Source organism: Gracilibacillus marinus, from assembly GCF_042651725.1.
Classification (GTDB): domain Bacteria; phylum Bacillota; class Bacilli; order Bacillales; family Amphibacillaceae; genus Gracilibacillus; species Gracilibacillus marinus.
On the sequence record NZ_JBHSDV010000005.1, the window covers coordinates 111681 to 128590 of the forward strand.

The following is a 16910-nucleotide window of genomic DNA, read 5'->3' on the forward strand; positions in this document are numbered from 1 at the left end:
AAGGTAATTATAACAAATTTCCAAAAAAACTTTTCATCGTATTCAATGAATAAGAACAATTCCCATCCCACAAACTAACAATAAAATTATGTGGGGTGTTTTCATGTGGAATCAAATTTATGATCCATTTAATACTATTTGGATTTCGGCAATTGTAGCTGCATTACCAATTGTATTCTTTATCTTAGCATTAACTATTTTCAAAATGAAAGGACATATTGCGGCTATGCTTAGCACTTTATTCGCTGCTCTAGTTGCACTTTTGGTCTATTCCATGCCGATAGGAAGGGTTGTAGGTTCTTCTGTTCATGGAATTTTTACTGGTGTTTATCCAGTTGCTGCAATAGTTGTCGGTGCGATTTTCCTTTATAAGCTCTCAGTCAAAACCGGGAAATTCGAGATTATCAAGTCAAGTATTGTTTCACTATCAGTTGACAAAAGAATTCAAGTGCTTTTAATTGCTTATTGTTTTGGTGCATTTTTGGAAGGGGCAGCTGGATTCGGCGCTCCTGTAGCAATAACTGCGGTTATCCTTGTTGGTTTAGGCTTTGAACCCGTCAAGGCAGCTGGTCTTTGTCTTGTCGCAAATATTGCCGGAGGTTCCTATGGTGCAATGGGAATCCCTGTAATTACACCTGCAACATTAACCGAACTTGATCCGCTTCTTGTAGCTGCCAAAACGGCACAAATTGTACCGATAGTCAGTTTTCTTGTGGCATTTTTACTTGTGTTTGTAGTAGACGGATTGAAGGGAATCAAAGAAACACTTCCAGCTATTCTTGTTTGCGGAGGCTCATTTTCACTTGTTCAATACTTTACACTTACGACACTTGGTGCTGCATTGGTTGATATTCTATCAGCCTTGATTAGTTTGGCGGTTCTTGCTATATTCCTACGTTATTGGAAACCAGTAGAAAAACCAAAAGTAAAAGGAGTGTTCATGGCTTGGCTCCCATTTATTCTACTAACCGTGATTGTTATTGGATTTACTTATATTAAGTGGAATGCGGCAATTAATCTTCAAATTATGGGTATTCATGAACGTGTTATGAAAATCCCACCTGTTGTAAACTCACCAACACCAATAACAGCAATGTTCAGTGTTCCATTGATATCGACAACAACAGCCATCATTACTGCTGCAACTTTAACTATTTTAATTTATCGAATTAAAGTGGAGACAATCAAAGAATCAGCAAAAGAAACTTTCTCTGAGTTAATGCTGCCAATACTAACAATCTGTTCTGTCTTGGCATTCGCTTACATCTGCAATTATTCAGGGATATCGTCAACACTCGGTCTTGCGTTTGCTTCAACCGGATCCATATTCCCTTTATTCTCCCCTTTACTTGGGTGGATAGGTGTTTTCCTTACTGGGTCAGTGGTTAATTCTGGATCGCTCTTTGCACCATTACAGACGATTACAGCAACACAAATTGGAATTGATCCAGCGTCAATGGTTGCTTCCAATGTCGTGGGGGGTGATATGGCCAAGATGATTAGTCCTCAATCTGTCGCAGTGGCAGCGGCTGCCGTTGGAATTGTTGGACGAGAAAATGAGGTGTTTAAATTTACCATCAAATATAGCGTAATTTTACTCGTGTTCGTGGGAATACTTAATTTAATTATAAACTAAGGAGTGCATAATATGAGGAAAGTGGTTTTAATAGGTACAGGAGCTGTAGGAACAGCATATGCATATAGCTTAATTAATCAAGGATTTATTACAGATTTAGTTTTAATTGATATGAATGAAGAAAAGGCAAGAGGAGAAGCAATGGATTTGATTCATGGGATGGCATTCGCTTCTTCAAATATAGACGTAAAACATGGAACATATGAAGAGTGTTCGAACGCAGATATTGTGTGTGTGACAGCGGGAGCGAATCAGAAGCCTGGAGAGACACGTCTAGAATTAGTTGAAAAAAACGCAAAAATCATGCAATCCATTACGCAAAAGGTTGTCGAAAATGGATTTGATGGCATTTTCTTAATTGCCTCTAATCCTGTTGATATCCTAACACATGTATGTCAAAAAGAATCTGGCTTCGAACCTTCAAGAGTAATTGGTTCAGGAACCACACTCGACACAGCGAGATTTAAGGTTTTATTAGGTGAATACCTTGAGTTAGATCCGAGAAACGTCCATGCAGTTATCATCGGTGAACACGGAGACTCGGAGCTTCCCGTTTGGTCACAAGCTTCTATTGGAACAGAAAATCTTGACAAAGTGCTGAAGCGACGCAATAATCCTTCTGATGCAGAAAACTTGGAGCAAATTTTTATTAATGTAAAAAATGCAGCCTATGAAATTATTAATCGAAAAGGTGTGACAAACTTCGGAATCGGAATGTCGCTTTCAAGAATTACGAAAGCAATTCTAAATGATGAAAATTCGATTCTCCCAGTTTCTTGTTTACTCGATAATAAGTATGAACAACATGATATCTACATGTCAGTGCCAGCAGTCGTTAACAGAGAAGGGATAAAAGAAGTTATTGAACTTGAATTACTTGATAAAGAAAAATCACTTTTCCAACAATCCGCAGAAGCACTAAAAGAAGCAAGAAAAAATATTTTCAAATGAAAAATGATGCCAGAACGACTCTTAAAAGAGTTCTGGCATCTTATCATTTTAATATAGTAAGGTTATGTTAAAACGATTGAAGTGCTTCTTTTATTAAAGCAATCATATAGGCACGATCCTTTGATTTATTCTCAAAATCAAGGTTGTCCACATTTACTTTTACTATTGGAGAAGCATCATACGCGTCAAAATAATTCCGATATTCCTTGTTAAGACGTTCCCAATATATGTTTTCCGTTTCTATCTCAAATGTTCTTCCTCGCTTATGAATACGACGAATCGCTTCTTCTGTCGATACTTCTAGATAAATCATTAATGCTGGTGGTTCGCAATGTTGAATCATATTTTGAAATAAATCGACATAAATAGCGAATTCTTCTTCCGACATTTCATTATTATCCCTTAACATTTTTGCAAAAATAACATCACCATATATCGACCGATCTAATACCGCTTTGTCTAACTTACTCGCATCCTTTATATGTTTAAAACGTTCATTTAAGAAGAACACTTGTAAAGGAAAACTATATCTTTCTCTATCATGATAAAATTTATCTAGTATGGGATTGTTCACAACAGGTTCGATAAAGGGTGTATAACCGAATTCCTTCACCATTATATCCATTAATGTCGTCTTCCCTACCCCAACGACACCATCTATCGTAATCATTTTCCATCCATCTCCTTCTGACTTCCTCAGTTGATTTAACAGTTGCTGATATGAATAATCCATCTATCGTTACTCCAATCATATAATAACAGACTCTTACATACGCCATTACATATGCAGAACGAACATAGTATACCACAATCTGTTTTTGCATTTCACGTGCATCGTAATCAAACAACTTTCTTTACAAAATAATATTCGTTACACTATTTATATCCAAAAAATAAGGGTGGAATTCTAATTGAAACTATTACTTTTAGGTGCAACAGGACGAGTTGGGAGCAATCTGTTAAGACTAGCACTTCAAGACGGGCATGAGGTTACTGCACTTGTACGCAAACCAGAAAAAATATCAATAACTGACGATAAGCTTACTATTATGGAAGGCAATGTCGTGAATCAAGAAGATATTTCTCGTTCTATTAATGGAATGGATATGGTATTAAGTGCATTAAATACAGATGGAAATACGACTTTAACAGACAGTATGCCACACATTATTCGCGAAATGGAAAGCGAAGGAATCAAAAGAATTATCACAATAGGCACTGCTGGTATCTTACAAAGTCGGAACAATCCCTCAATATACCGCTATCAATCAAATGAGTCTAAACGAAAATCTACTAGAGCAGCGGAAGAACACAGAAAAGTATACGAACTTCTCATAGAAACGACGTTACAGTGGACGATTGTTTGTCCAACCTATTTACCTGATGGAACACTGACTGGTGCGTATCGAACAGAAAAAACCTTCTTGCCAGAAGGTGGAACAAACATTTCTGTACAAGACACTGCACATTTTGCTTACAATCAGCTTCACTCAGATAAATACGTACAAACCCGCGTAGGAATTGCGTATTAAAAAATAAAAATAACTGTTGCACAATCATTAGTTAGATTGTGCAACAGCGTTTTGCATTACTTAAAAATCCACTCACTACATATTTTATCTATTGTATTTTTCGCTTTTTTAACAAAGCTAACCACATCATCCCACCACACATAAGAATAAAACCTATGAACATGATAGTATACATAGTTGTCGCAGTATGTGGTAATTTAATTTGGTTATTATCTTGATTCGTTTCATCCATCAATGAATCCTTATCTGCTTCTTTATCATTTGTTACTTGTGATGGATTCGTCGTTGTTGATTCAGAATCCCCTCCGTTATCAGTAACTCCCTCATTTGTTGAAGGTTGATTTGGTAATATTGGTTCTGTTGGTTTTGGTGGATTTGTTGGTACTTCCGGATCCTCTTCCTCTTCTTCAATTGGCGGATTTGAAATCTGGTCATCTTCACCTTTTACAAATGTCCAAATATCTGAAGTTGTACTTCCAGTGTGTTTATCAGTCACTGTTGTATACCAACTATACGTCTGACCTTCTACTAACCCAGTCCACGTTACTTCTGCTGTTTCACCGCTTCGCACATTTTCCACTTGGCCAATTTTATTGTCTGTAAAAATATTTACAGCAAAGTAGTCTGTAGCAACTCGTTTCTCTTTCAAAGTTAAATCTAAATCAATAACAAACTCATCTTTACCTGGATATACATCATTATCATAGTAATTGTAATCATCAAGATATGGAGAGTACGTATTGACCATCACACGATTATTATCTTGATCAAAATGGAGAAGACGCATATACCCTTGTCCACCTTCAGGTCCTGCCTGATAATCAGCAAGCATTTGGTAAACTTGTCGATCTGTAATACCATCTCCGTCATCATCTATTTCATCGATTAATGTTTGACTTTCGTGATAATGACCAGATAGTACTGCTACTACATTCTTGTTTGGTACTACGACTTCTTCATATAACTTTTCTCCAATAGGATGACGTGTGCCAGTAGCTTGAAGATATTCATGAAAATTAAGTATTGCTATTCTATTTGGATATGCTTTTAATACATCATTCATCCATGCAATCCCTTCTTCATCAATCCCCCAACCTAGATACACCATAATAAAATCATTTCCATTTATAGAAATCAAATCATAATGACCACGATTATTTAAGTATGAGCCGCCATAATATGGTCTATTCTCAAAACGATTTGCTCCAAAGTAATTATAATATGCTGTATAATCATTTGTTTTTTGACTCACATCATGATTACCTGCTAAGACACCATATGGAATATTGTTATCATCAAGTGTTTTCATATAATTATCTGCATTTATCCATTGATATTCTTGGTCAGCTTCATCTACAAGGTCCCCGGTATGAATAACATATTCGATATCCATATTTTCTTGGTTATCAACAATCCATTTCGTTTGCTGATCATAAATATGTGGATAGCTCTCTGAATAATATTGTGTATCTGACATCCATACAAATGTATAATCATACTCTTCTTTAGATGCTGGAATTTCATCTTGAATGATTACATTGATTTTATTATCCACAACAAAATCTGATACTTTTACATATCCTTTTAATTCGAAATCTTCCTCACCTGCAATGTAATCATCAATAGCCTCCCACTTACTAGTCTGTACATTCCATGCGTACATTGTGACTTTTCTACCTTGGAAGGAATTACCTTTCCAAATTAATTCTACTCTATCTTCTGCGTCTACTTCTGGATTTACTGTGACTTCAAAACGATGATAAGGAAATTGAGTAGAAGAATCTGTAATAAAATATTCTCCATCTAATTCGGATGTTAAATCAATCGATTTCGCTTCAAATATACTTTCACCTGTTGGGATTTGTACATTTGGTGGCTCCATATCTGTTGCATTACTATATGCTTTCATATTTTCTCGATTATTAGTTGTATATTGGTATCCTTCATAGAATGTAACATCCACATCATCGCTCATAGGATCTGATACTTCTACTCTAAGAACTGGATCCCCCACACTATGATTAGGTGAAGTATTTACAGGCATATTAGGATTTTCTTCTACAATTATGAATTGGATGACTTCCCTATTTTTATTACCTATATTGTCTTCAGCAACAATTGTAAGCTCATGTGTCCCAGATTCTAATGCTCCCGATGAAGTGGAGTATGGCACCTCAATCTCTTTGCCATCTAACCACACAGAACTTTCCTTTACTCCAGCGATTGCGTCCTTAATATCACTAGTAATTGTAAAGTTCCCTTTAAATTCATCGCCATCCTTAATAGAACTAGTAATCACTGGTGCTGTATTATCGACAAGTATCTCTGCCTCGATTGTTTCATCTTGATCCGTTACTGTAATAGTATGCTCTCCATCTGGAACAGCTGTTGTATTCCAAACAAACGCTTTCGAGCTAGCCATTTCATTAGAAATAGAAAAAGTAAAGTTTTCTAGTATTCTATCTGTACCATCATCTCCCATGTCATATACTGTTTCAGGATTATCTTTTTGTGAGTCTCTAATAATTGTTCCATCAGACAATACCAGTCGGACATTTCGTAAATTATAATCATCTCGATTTTCCCCCTCGTCACCTTCCCAAGGGCTTGCTTTATTACCTGCTCTAATTGTCATAATGTTGTCACCAATCATTAATTGATTAGGTGACACGGGAACAGTTATTGTTTCCCATTGTGCTATCCAATCATCAAAAATATGGATGACTTCATCTCCAATTGTTACACCATTTTGAAAATACGTGTTTACCCCACTCACTTCAAAAGCTAAATAAGCAGTATGTTCAATTGCTTGGTAAGTAGCTTCTTCTACTAACTCATTATCGATGAACAAGTCCACTTGATTATACTCATCTTGTGCAGATGTTCCTTTTAATACGTATTCTCCACTTATCATATCTCCATTTTTAACATTCATTCGTAAACTAGATGTGTCTAATGTGTTGATAATCTTCACTCGATATGTTTCACTTTTTGTTTCATTCGTTCCATCTGAAGCGACAAAATAATATTCTACATATTCTTTTGCAATAATCTCAGGTGAATAAATAAGATGATGATACATTCTATCATTATAATCTTGTTCTAATAGTTTCGATTGGTATTCTTCTTGACTGTTCGTTCGATAGAATACTTCTACTGTTTTCACTTCAGTTTCATCTTCCACTATTGCTTCTAAGTGAATATCACTTGTTTGTACTATTTCTGTTGCTTCCGTTACATTTTGAATCACAGGTGCCTTCGTATCTTCTTCTTTTGTAACCGTTTGGGATGGAACTTGAAATACTTCAACAGTTCCTGGAGTTGCATTTGTCGTTCCTGCACTTAACTTACTCATTATATTGGAGCCGTCAACAGGGAATTTGTACACAATACCTTTATCCTTATGTGTATCATCTATCCCTTCTACTTCGTTATAATACGCAATCGATAATTCTCGCCCCGCGTTTGTTGCAACAATAAGACCTCTCACACCACTATTCGCCATACCAGCAGTATATATTCGTACAATATCCTTACCTTCTACTAAATTCGATCCATAAATTGCATTAAAATCTGCAACGGTTTTTTGATCGTTTTGGCCATTAATAACCCAAAATACAAGTGTTTGCTTTGGTTGAATGATGACATCATTAGGTACAGCAGGCCAGACAATATCACTCTCAGGGTCTGTTCCATATCGATATTGCATTTGATAATCTTTAAAGTTAACTGGCTTATCCGTATTATTGTATATCTCAATAAATTCATAGCCATCAGCTGAACCAACGTTTGTGCTATCAGGAACAAGCTCTGTCACAAGTAGTTCTGGTACTTTATCATAATCGACTTCTTCTTTTTGTACTTCTACTTCAAATGAATCTGTCTTACTAGTATTTAGTCCATCGGTTGCTTCGATGAAGTATGATATATTTGCATGTATATATTCACCAGGGACGTCTACTGTATATGTATGATTGTCACCACTCATCACATATGATCGATATGTCTCTTCCTCTTCTGTCTTGATATATAAAGTAGCAGAAGGAATCGCTATATTATCCTTTATAATTGCTTCTATTGTAATTGGATTAAATGCGTCTACTTCTGTAACTGGTGTATGTTCTATTATTGGTGACTCCGTATCCTCAACTATTTCAGGAACTTCTACTGGTTGATTAGGAACTTGTTCAATATTTATTATTCCTGGAGTTGGTTCTACTAGTGTATGCCATTTTTCCATCGTTGTTTCTGATTGCGGGTATTTAAATTCGATGACAGCACCATTATTATCACTTTCACCACTCGCATATTCTGCGGATATAACTTGTTCATTTAACTGATTTCTAACTATAATGCCTCTATTTCCTCCATTTGCAAAGCCTGGAAAATTAGAGTCTTTTAATTCGACTATTTGCTCGCTTGAAAGATTTGTGTCGAAATTATTATTAAACTCTTCTAATGTCTTATCATTAGCGTTATACCATATAACAAGGCTTTCTTTGGAATCCATTACAACCGCGGGCAATTGAAATGCAATTTCTTTATCTGAATCTGTATAATTATAATAAAATGAGTAATGGTTTAAATGTAGTGGTTGTGTTGTGTTATTATATAGCTCAAAATATTCATAATAGTCCGTGCCACCACCTTTAGAATTAGGTGATATTTCTGTGATGAGTAAATGTGGGAATGAATTAAAGTCTTTGAGTACTTCTATTGGCGCTTCTTCTTCGACAGTGTCTGTTTTTTCCTCTTCTCTTTGCTCTGTTACTTCTAGACTTTCTTCATCGATAGTAGGTATTTCCTGTATATTCTCTTCTTTCGTCTCTTCTATCTCATTGTCACTTTCTTCTGTTACCTCTTCTTTCATCTGCTCTTCTGTAGGATCTTGCAATGTATCGTCACTTTTTTCTTCATCATTCTTACTTGATTTTATTTCATTTAGCTCCTGTTCATTTTCCACTGTTTCTTGCGTAACGATTGTTTCATCTTCTATTACTACATCTTCCTGTTGTTGCTGATCAACTATAGGTTTGTTTGGAACTGCATGTAAATATGTATGTGGAAAAATAGATGATACATGCATAAAAATAATTGTGCACAACAGTAGATATACAGTGAACTTTCTAGCATTCCTCTTTCTAATCTTCTTCATAAGAACCTCCTATAATTGTATTTCTATTATTAATTATAGAAGGCTATTATTAATAGATTGTTAAGCTAACTGTATATATTTTGTAAAAATTATGTCATTTTTTCAGTTGTTTCATCTTTTCTAAATATGCAATCATATTACGCTCTTCCTCATGATAATAAGAAAAACCCAATTCCTTTCCTACAAATTGTGCGACATCGCTAAATAATGCACACATATTATCAATGGAGTTCCAGATTTCTTTATACTCACTAGAGGAATACGTATCCCTATATTGTTCATACAACTCTGTTTCAAGGTATTTCTTATAATATTTACCGCCCATTCCTGTAGTTACGCTAAAATCATTCTTTGCACCAATATACCAATTTAACATGTGATGCAGATCTTCTCTAACCACATGATGATACATCCACATCGTATACGGTAGTTGATCTCTTACTATTCCTTTTGCGACATTTTGCAAACACCACCAGAAATTATTACAACAATTTCTATATTGAATTGCAGTTGGTTTTCTAATGTGATAATCTGAATCATTTGATGAAGGAATGGATGGCAAACAATTGTCTTTATCTAACAATGGGACAGTTAGAGAATCTTTCACATATTCTTGTAATCCATATTCTATTGTCCGAATGTGTAAATCAATTCTATTTCCATCTGTAAACAGCATGAGCCACGTATAATAGATGTCTTGTTCTTCTTTATTTGGTTCCTGTACAATCGCTATTTCACCAAAGCGTGTAATCCAATTCTTTTGTTCTAAAAAAGGTCTGATCTCTTTCACTAGAAAAACAATATCATAATCTCTGAACATATCTTTATCTACATTTGGATTCGCTCTTGAACCATTCATATATACTGCTCGTATCCTAGAGTCCTCTTTTGCTATCGACAAAATTAAATCATACATTTCCTTTTCTGTTCGCAATTCGTCACTTCCTCTCAATCATCTACTTTCTATTAATCAAGTTTAATATACTATGCTTGGTTTCTGCGTCTAAATATCGAGTAGGAATGATTTGAGCACTAATCGCACTCAAATAAACAATTAACATGTCCTCATATTCGCGTATTTTTACTATATTATTGATGGAAATGGTCTCTGTCGAGTGCGCACCAACAATTGTCATTGTATCCTCTTCAATTCTTACCTTTTTCTTACCAAATAATAGCGAATTATCTCCTTCTTGCAGCATCTTCTTTACTTGTCTTTTGATACTTCGTTTGTACTGCACCGGATATGTCAGAATCCATCCAATCACAAATATGAATGCAATAACAAACCAATATGCACTAGGTTGCTGGAAAACTTCTGTACCTATTATGTAGATTGGGATGGAAAAGACAATTGGTATCATATAACGCAAAATGGTAAATAGTTTTTTCTGTGATGGAGATTGATTTATATGATACATATTGAACCGAATATAATCTTCTTCTGTTACTTCAATAGTTACTTCCATAAAGTTCCTCCACTTTGAAAAGTTATAGATAATTCTCTATTAATTCTTCACATCTCTCCATTGTTATTCTAGCAAGCACCGCAACATATTCTAGATGTTCTTGCGTGCCACCTTTATATTCTAAAGATGCTTCTAATGCCTGATTATCACGATATTCGATCCATTCTCTTTGTTGTTCTCTTAATGTTTCCATTTCATCGACTGCTAGTTGTTCCTGTAACACACTATATATTTCATTTAATAATTGGTCCCAATTTTCCCATCTTATATTCTCTACTTCCTTCAAAGCATATGTAGAAGAATCTTTCGGTTCTAACGCTTCCATCTCTTTCTTCATTGCATTCCATTTGTCTCTGTATGTTTCTTTTAACTCGATTGATTCTGTTTCAACTATTTCATTTTCTTCTTCTGATGGCTGTTGTGCATTCTCTTCTTTCTTTGTCGTATCATCTGATATCTGGTTATCAGATGTGCCCTTGTCAACAGATGAATCACTACATGCAGTTGTGATTGCTAGAAGTAAAATAATAGTCATTACGATTCGTTTCTTTCTCATTGTATAACCCATCCAATCTAATTCTATGTTGTTGTTTTTCTTTATGATTTTATTGTAACGTAAATACTAATTTTTAACAATTGATGCTTGAAATAAGTTGTAGCGATTTAATCTTTTCAGAAAAAATACATGCACCACTGTCGACATTCCTTCAGTGATGCATGTATTTTGTGGTTATTTCTTTCAAATCTCTATTTAACAAAAAACTCAGCAAGTTGGCGTTCATGCTTATCTAACATAATTTGTTCCGGATTAATTCCTTCATTGATTAACACTTCAATGTTCTGTAAGAGAAATTCATCACTACCAACAACATAGAAAAGACCGTCTTTATCTGCAGAAAGATTCGCTACTTCTTTATAATAATCATTACGGTTGTCGACGAATTGAGAGGTGAATTTCTTATCTGATGCAGATTGGAAAACATCTGTAAACAAGTAGGCCTTAGATGAATCAATATTCAATGAATGGATTTTATTTACTTTGTCTGCATTATTTAAATAATCTAACACTAGTGGCCTAAAAGTAGCTAAACCAACACCTGATGACAATAGGTATACATTCTTCCCTTCTCTCTTCAGGGGTACATTCGAATGTGTTTTAAATATGGCAACTTCCATACCAACACTCATATCTCTTAAGATTGATTTGAACTCTGAGCAATTTTCCTTTATTCGTGTTGTGATACCAATCGACTTTTCATTAGGTAATGTAGAAATAGACATATGACGAATCAAACTACGATTTGGTTTATCTCCTGCATTAAACCCTTTCAAAGCAAAATGTGTGTGTGATCCTTCTTGCCATGTAAATCCTTCGGGACAATCAAGGAAAAATGTAGTAACTTCAGGTGTTTCAACAACAATATTATTAATTTTAGTCCAATAAATCTGCATTCTCTCTTCTCCTTCGTTATAGCTCTCTTTATCAATACTATACACTAATCGATAATAATTCTCAATTAAAAAGAGAAGAAATCATTTATTCTCCTTGCTATCAACAAACCCCTTCCAAAGTACAGTTTCCTTATCTAAACTTAGATAAACGACAATTAGACCAGTCGTATCCGTCTCGGTATTGTTAAAAGTAATAGAATACAATGTATCTTTCTCATACTCTCTCAGCATTCTTCTTATCTTATCATTTACCTCTAATTCTTCTATAATGGAATCTTTCGGACTTACAGGAATTAGACTTTGTTCCTCATCTGTTAAACTATTAAAAGCAATCATTTCTAGTGGTAATTGATTCGTTTCTTTTGAATCAAATAGAAAGGGAATTAGCATAACAACTAATAAAAAGATGCCTGTTCCGATCACTCCAAATATGATTTTTTTCATCATTTTTCCTCATCAGCCAATCTATTATTCCAACTCATCACATATTCGATATTATTGGTGTTTGGATCGATTTGTTCTTTGTTTATTTCAAATCCTTCTCGTTGATAGAAATGAATAGCTTGTTTATTCTCTTTATACACTTGTAAAAATAATTCCTCTTTACTTTGCTTCACATAATTTAATAGCGCTTTTCCATATCCGTTAGTTTGAAAGTCTTCTTTAACAAACAAACCTGCAATATATTTTTCCATAATACCGATAAATGCAATGACATCTCCATCATATTCATAAACATATAATTCAGCACTTGGCAAAATTTCTTTTACTTTAGTGTAATTCTTTTGCCAATAGGATTCTTCAATGAAATGGTGCGCTTTGATATTCGTATCTAACCAAATCTTCATTAATATGTCCATATCTGCTTTTGTACTTTTTCTTATCATACTACCTTCCTTTCGATTCAAATCCATTTGTAATAGGATAAATAAAGGACTTAGCAATTGCCAAGCCCTAGTTCTTTACTCGTTACAACAATGTAGATCCGCCATCAATATACACTTCTGTACCAGTTATGTGACGGGAATAATCAGAGGCAAGAAAGAATACCAAATCACTCACATCTTCAGGATGAGCTCCATCTTCACCAATTGGACGGCCACCTTCTGGATATTCAACTGGGATGTCAACCTTCTTAAGTAAGCGATGTTCTCTATCTGTATTGTCTTCGATATTTGTCTTAACATAGCCTGGGCAAATGATATTGACACGTATATTATAATTCGATAATTCAAGCGCTGCCATTTTACCAAATGCCATTTGAGCTGCTTTACTTGAGCTATACAGTGACATTCCAATATTGGCGAATTCTCTGTTACCATTGATGGAGCTCGTGATTACAATACTTCCACCCTGCTTTTTTAAATATGGAATACTATATTTCACTGTTAAGAATGTCCCCTTAAAGTTTGTTTCCATTGTGTCATGCCAATCATTTGGCTCTAAATCTTCAATTGGTGCGACACGTCCATTAATACCAGCATTCACAAATAGAATATCTATCGTCCCTAATGATTCGCTTAGTTCATCTATTGCTCTTTTGACTCCTTGCGCATCACTTACATCAGCAGTTCGATAATATATCGAATCTGAATCCGGATGTTCTTGCTTAAAGGACTCTAATTGCTTGGCATCCATATCAATTAAACCTACTTTGGCACCTTCCAGTAAAAAACGTTCTGCAGTACTTCTTCCAATCCCTGAGCTTGCTCCAGTAATAATTGCAGATTTCCCTGCTAGTGGTTTACTCATATCTATCGCTCCTTTGGTAGTTTTATAATTGATATACCACCAATACAGAACATTAAACAGATACGATTCTTAATCAAATTGTGTTTTTATAGCGTCTTTCCTTTTTTCTTATAATCGGCATCTATCGCTACACCAATTGCCAACCCAATTGCTAAACCTATTGGTAGACCTAATGCTAGATTGTCCGAGATAATCATTCCGAATATCAACCCAAAACTCATACCAATGGACATATAGATACTCAAATAATACCCTTCTTCAATTAAGCCATGTTCCTTTAGTAAATGTGTTTTTATTTTCTCGATTCTTTTTCTATAATCTTTCAATCTTTCTTTATCTATAGCATCGTTATGATCTTCTAAATAGTGAACATATTCTTCGATATCTGAATGGGCTTCCGTACAAACTGTACAATCAAAAGAATCCAATCTTATCGTTATTCTCTTTAATAAATCAAGTTCTACTGCTTGAGCTTGTTTCTTGTCTAATTGACTGTGTAAATGATCTATCTTCTCTACCAGTTGTTCATATTGAGTGTGATCCATCATCTCACCACCTTCAATCACTGACTTATATTCCAGTTGGTTACCTTCGTATGATTATGTGTTTATTTCACTCCACCAAACACTGCCAGCTCCATCCATTTAAAATAGCAATCTGCATGATGAAATCCAATTTCCTTTAACCATTCCACTTGTACTTCTACCTTTTCTAGAATATTGTCCTCTTTATCTGGTCGATTGAAGTACTCTTTCGCTACTTCCGCTCGGTTTCTATTCGTATACGTTGCTAGATGATCGATGAACAGCTCATCATGTAACTTCTCCATTTCAGGAGTGACAGATGCGACATGTTCGATATTGATGAATATACCACCTTCTGACAAGAGGTTATGAATCGATTGATACAACTTTTTCTTCCTGTCATGAGGCAAATGATGAATAGCAAAGCCAGAAACAATGCAATTTACCGAATTCGGTTCTGCATAATCTTGAATAGAGTGGCTAAAATCTCCATGAATAATTTCACAGCGCTCTTCATACACACTCATATGCTCTCTTGCTGCTTCAACCATAGGCAGAGAGTGGTCTAACAATATAGCAGATGCTTCAGGATATCTTTTTAATAGAATCTCAGCAAGAAATCCATTCCCACAGCCTAAATCCATTATTTTTGTTGGATTATCTGTAAAATGATCTATAACTTGAAGCATCATCTTTGCTTGTTCAGCTCCGAATGGGATGCCACCTCTCACTTTTTCTAAATAATGTTGTGTCACATCTTCTCTTTGCCAATTTGTTGTTGCCATGCTATCCCACCTTTTTATTCATCTTTTGGTACATACTTATTACTACCAGGAAGTTTCTTGATTTCATTCCATGCCTTTATTGCATCTTCACGACTTCGCTCTTGGTTATTTGTATCTTGAAAATAATCATGAATAAATTGATTATATTCAAATTGAGGTGCGATTGTTTTCTTATATGTGGGGTCCTTCTTCCGTTCCTCTTCCTCATACCATGCCTCAACAACATTACGATAGGTTTTTCCGCTATTCTCTTTAAAGAAGTTTTGGATATGTGTGGAAAAGTGAAAATTAGGAATAATTGTTTTGAAAAAAGCTCTTACATCTTGTCCACAACGATGATTTTCTGCGATGACTGTATCTAAGCTTAATGCTACTTGTGATTTCTTGTTCTTACTTCCTGAAGCTTTTCTTATTGGTTTTTTTATTTCACCTGTTAGTAGAAATGTTTCGATTCTATCAGCAATGTCCATTTTAGAACCTGTTGCACTTATCCCATGCTCTCGACAAAATGATTGCAGCTCTTCTTTTAACCAATAATACGCTTTGAAGCTTTCCACACTAATTTCTTTTGACAGTTCTGGTCTCATATACACACTTCCAGTTACATTTTATTTCCATAATCATACAATTATACCTTCTTTTCCTCGTATAGTATAGACTACTATTGCATTTAATTGGCTTATCTTCTATTCTTTTATACCATGTCATTCACTATCTAAAACTCTTTATCCATTCCATTCACTGGCAAGCATTCCATAAACCACAGAATCAATATAGTGATCGTATAGCCATTCTGCACTCCTTATGCAACCCTCTTCGACGAAATGAAGTCTTTCAGGGATATTCCTACTTTTTTTATTCTCGACCGCTGCCCAGATTTCTACTTTATTCAGATGTAACTCTGCAAATGCATAATTAGTTAATGCTTTAACTACCCTTGTCATAATTCCGTTCCCTTGATAATCTTTTCCAAGCCAATAACCAATATATGCTGTATTATTCGCCTTATTAATACTATTGAATCCCGCGACCCCAACTATTTCACCTTTGAACAAAATTACTGTGTTCAGACTTTTATTTTCTTCCGCACCTTTCACACATATTTTTATAAATTCTTTTGTGTCTTTTACTTGTAATGTTGTATCTAACCATGGAAGCCATTCCTTCAAATAATCTCTTGAATGATCAGTTAATTCAAACACCTCTTTTGCATCTGCTAACTCTATTTGTCTTAATGACAATTCCTCATCAATTTTCAAAATATCCATCTATATCCTCCTAATTCTTACAAATATAAATTGAACATATTTTACCAAATTATAGAACGAGTTACTAGTGTATTTATCAAAAAAGACATTGACAAATATAATTCAAGATTGCTGCCGAAATGCACACAACTGTAGATAGTTTATTTATTAATAATCGCGCTAAGAAAGAATAAAGTGACGCACAATATATTTTGGTTCTTCGCAAATTCATTTGAAATTTTGTATAAAAATAGAGCAAAGATTTGTGGAAAACCTTTGCCCAGTAAACTGTACATTTCAATACAACTTTGAATAGTTAATATGAACGATATTTCATATTCTAAATTAATCAATTCATGATGGTTATTCTTCTATATTACAGATTCAGATTAATTGACGAAATCATC

Annotated in this window: 16 protein-coding genes; 3 read left to right on the plus strand and 13 right to left on the minus strand. The window is 34.7% G+C overall.

Going from position 1 to position 16910, the window contains the following annotated elements:
* Positions 1-103: 103 nt before the first annotated feature.
* A complete protein-coding gene (locus ACFOZ1_RS14065) occupies positions 104-1636 on the plus strand; it encodes an L-lactate permease (protein WP_390200302.1) in 1533 nt (510 codons plus the stop codon).
* A gap of 12 nt (positions 1637-1648) precedes the next feature.
* On the plus strand, positions 1649-2587 hold the full coding sequence (locus tag ACFOZ1_RS14070; RefSeq protein WP_390200303.1) for an L-lactate dehydrogenase: 939 nt from the start codon (positions 1649-1651) through the stop codon (positions 2585-2587).
* A 67-nt stretch (positions 2588-2654) separates the two neighbouring features.
* Here the strand turns inward: ACFOZ1_RS14070 and ACFOZ1_RS14075 are convergent, their stop codons facing one another.
* Positions 2655-3320: a deoxynucleoside kinase gene (locus ACFOZ1_RS14075; protein WP_390200304.1), complete on the minus strand. Its 666-nt coding sequence runs from the start codon at positions 3318-3320 to the stop codon at positions 2655-2657.
* Between the two features lie 178 nt (positions 3321-3498).
* Between ACFOZ1_RS14075 and ACFOZ1_RS14080 the strand changes: the two genes are divergently transcribed.
* Positions 3499-4119 carry an NAD(P)-dependent oxidoreductase gene (locus ACFOZ1_RS14080; protein ID WP_390200306.1) on the plus strand — a complete coding sequence of 207 codons (621 nt, stop codon included), beginning with the start codon at positions 3499-3501 and terminating at the stop codon, positions 4117-4119.
* Positions 4120-4207: 88 nt separating this feature from the next.
* Here ACFOZ1_RS14080 and ACFOZ1_RS14085 read toward each other — a convergent pair whose 3' ends face one another.
* The 12 genes from ACFOZ1_RS14085 to ACFOZ1_RS14140 form a co-directional block, all read right to left on the minus strand.
* Positions 4208-9274, minus strand: a complete 5067-nt coding sequence (locus tag ACFOZ1_RS14085) for a lamin tail domain-containing protein (protein ID WP_390200307.1) — start codon at positions 9272-9274, stop codon at positions 4208-4210.
* Between the two features lie 94 nt (positions 9275-9368).
* Complete coding sequence (locus tag ACFOZ1_RS14090) at positions 9369-10208, minus strand: aminoglycoside 6-adenylyltransferase (protein ID WP_390200309.1); 840 nt, start codon at positions 10206-10208, stop codon at positions 9369-9371.
* A 22-nt stretch (positions 10209-10230) separates the two neighbouring features.
* The gene (locus ACFOZ1_RS14095; protein ID WP_390200311.1) at positions 10231-10743 is read right to left on the minus strand and encodes a YcxB family protein; all 513 of its coding nucleotides are present in this window, start codon (positions 10741-10743) and stop codon (positions 10231-10233) included.
* Positions 10744-10765: 22 nt separating this feature from the next.
* A complete protein-coding gene (locus ACFOZ1_RS14100) occupies positions 10766-11299 on the minus strand; it encodes a lysozyme inhibitor LprI family protein (RefSeq protein WP_390200312.1) in 534 nt (177 codons plus the stop codon).
* A 191-nt stretch (positions 11300-11490) separates the two neighbouring features.
* A complete protein-coding gene (locus ACFOZ1_RS14105; RefSeq protein WP_390200314.1) occupies positions 11491-12195 on the minus strand; it encodes a dihydropteridine reductase in 705 nt (234 codons plus the stop codon).
* A gap of 81 nt (positions 12196-12276) precedes the next feature.
* The gene (locus tag ACFOZ1_RS14110) at positions 12277-12639 is read right to left on the minus strand and encodes a hypothetical protein (RefSeq protein ID WP_390200316.1); all 363 of its coding nucleotides are present in this window, start codon (positions 12637-12639) and stop codon (positions 12277-12279) included.
* Positions 12639-13082 (minus strand): N-acetyltransferase, encoded by a 444-nt coding sequence (locus ACFOZ1_RS14115; protein ID WP_390200317.1) that lies wholly within the window; start codon positions 13080-13082, stop codon positions 12639-12641. Before ACFOZ1_RS14115 ends, ACFOZ1_RS14110 begins: the two co-directional genes overlap by 1 nt.
* Positions 13083-13164: 82 nt before the next feature.
* Positions 13165-13947 (minus strand): SDR family oxidoreductase, encoded by a 783-nt coding sequence (locus ACFOZ1_RS14120; RefSeq protein WP_390200319.1) that lies wholly within the window; start codon positions 13945-13947, stop codon positions 13165-13167.
* A gap of 86 nt (positions 13948-14033) precedes the next feature.
* Positions 14034-14492: a glycine zipper domain-containing protein gene (locus ACFOZ1_RS14125; RefSeq protein ID WP_390200320.1), complete on the minus strand. Its 459-nt coding sequence runs from the start codon at positions 14490-14492 to the stop codon at positions 14034-14036.
* 62 nt (positions 14493-14554) lie between these two features.
* Positions 14555-15256 carry a class I SAM-dependent methyltransferase gene (locus tag ACFOZ1_RS14130; RefSeq protein WP_390200321.1) on the minus strand — a complete coding sequence of 234 codons (702 nt, stop codon included), beginning with the start codon at positions 15254-15256 and terminating at the stop codon, positions 14555-14557.
* Positions 15257-15270: 14 nt separating this feature from the next.
* The gene (locus ACFOZ1_RS14135; RefSeq protein WP_390200323.1) at positions 15271-15843 is read right to left on the minus strand and encodes a DUF6434 domain-containing protein; all 573 of its coding nucleotides are present in this window, start codon (positions 15841-15843) and stop codon (positions 15271-15273) included.
* 138 nt (positions 15844-15981) lie between these two features.
* Complete coding sequence (locus tag ACFOZ1_RS14140) at positions 15982-16524, minus strand: GNAT family N-acetyltransferase (protein WP_390200324.1); 543 nt, start codon at positions 16522-16524, stop codon at positions 15982-15984.
* Positions 16525-16910 lie beyond the last annotated feature (386 nt).

Excerpts from the sequence above, each read along its gene's own strand:
- ACFOZ1_RS14140 (WP_390200324.1), bottom strand. The coding sequence starts at position 16,524 with ATGGATATTTTGAAAATTGATGAGGAATTGTCATTAAGACAAATAGAG.
- ACFOZ1_RS14130 (WP_390200321.1), bottom strand. The coding sequence starts at position 15,256 with ATGGCAACAACAAATTGGCAAAGAGAAGATGTGACACAACATTATTTA.
- ACFOZ1_RS14110 (WP_390200316.1), bottom strand. The coding sequence starts at position 12,639 with ATGAAAAAAATCATATTTGGAGTGATCGGAACAGGCATCTTTTTATTA.
- ACFOZ1_RS14100 (WP_390200312.1), bottom strand. The coding sequence starts at position 11,299 with ATGAGAAAGAAACGAATCGTAATGACTATTATTTTACTTCTAGCAATC.
- ACFOZ1_RS14085 (WP_390200307.1), bottom strand. The coding sequence starts at position 9,274 with ATGAAGAAGATTAGAAAGAGGAATGCTAGAAAGTTCACTGTATATCTA.
- ACFOZ1_RS14070 (WP_390200303.1), top strand. The coding sequence starts at position 1,649 with ATGAGGAAAGTGGTTTTAATAGGTACAGGAGCTGTAGGAACAGCATAT.
- ACFOZ1_RS14065 (WP_390200302.1), top strand. The coding sequence starts at position 104 with ATGTGGAATCAAATTTATGATCCATTTAATACTATTTGGATTTCGGCA.
- ACFOZ1_RS14095 (WP_390200311.1), bottom strand. The coding sequence starts at position 10,743 with ATGGAAGTAACTATTGAAGTAACAGAAGAAGATTATATTCGGTTCAAT.
- ACFOZ1_RS14125 (WP_390200320.1), bottom strand. The coding sequence starts at position 14,492 with ATGGATCACACTCAATATGAACAACTGGTAGAGAAGATAGATCATTTA.
- ACFOZ1_RS14105 (WP_390200314.1), bottom strand. The coding sequence starts at position 12,195 with ATGCAGATTTATTGGACTAAAATTAATAATATTGTTGTTGAAACACCT.
- ACFOZ1_RS14135 (WP_390200323.1), bottom strand. The coding sequence starts at position 15,843 with ATGAGACCAGAACTGTCAAAAGAAATTAGTGTGGAAAGCTTCAAAGCG.
- ACFOZ1_RS14115 (WP_390200317.1), bottom strand. The coding sequence starts at position 13,082 with ATGATAAGAAAAAGTACAAAAGCAGATATGGACATATTAATGAAGATT.
- ACFOZ1_RS14075 (WP_390200304.1), bottom strand. The coding sequence starts at position 3,320 with ATGGATTATTCATATCAGCAACTGTTAAATCAACTGAGGAAGTCAGAA.
- ACFOZ1_RS14120 (WP_390200319.1), bottom strand. The coding sequence starts at position 13,947 with ATGAGTAAACCACTAGCAGGGAAATCTGCAATTATTACTGGAGCAAGC.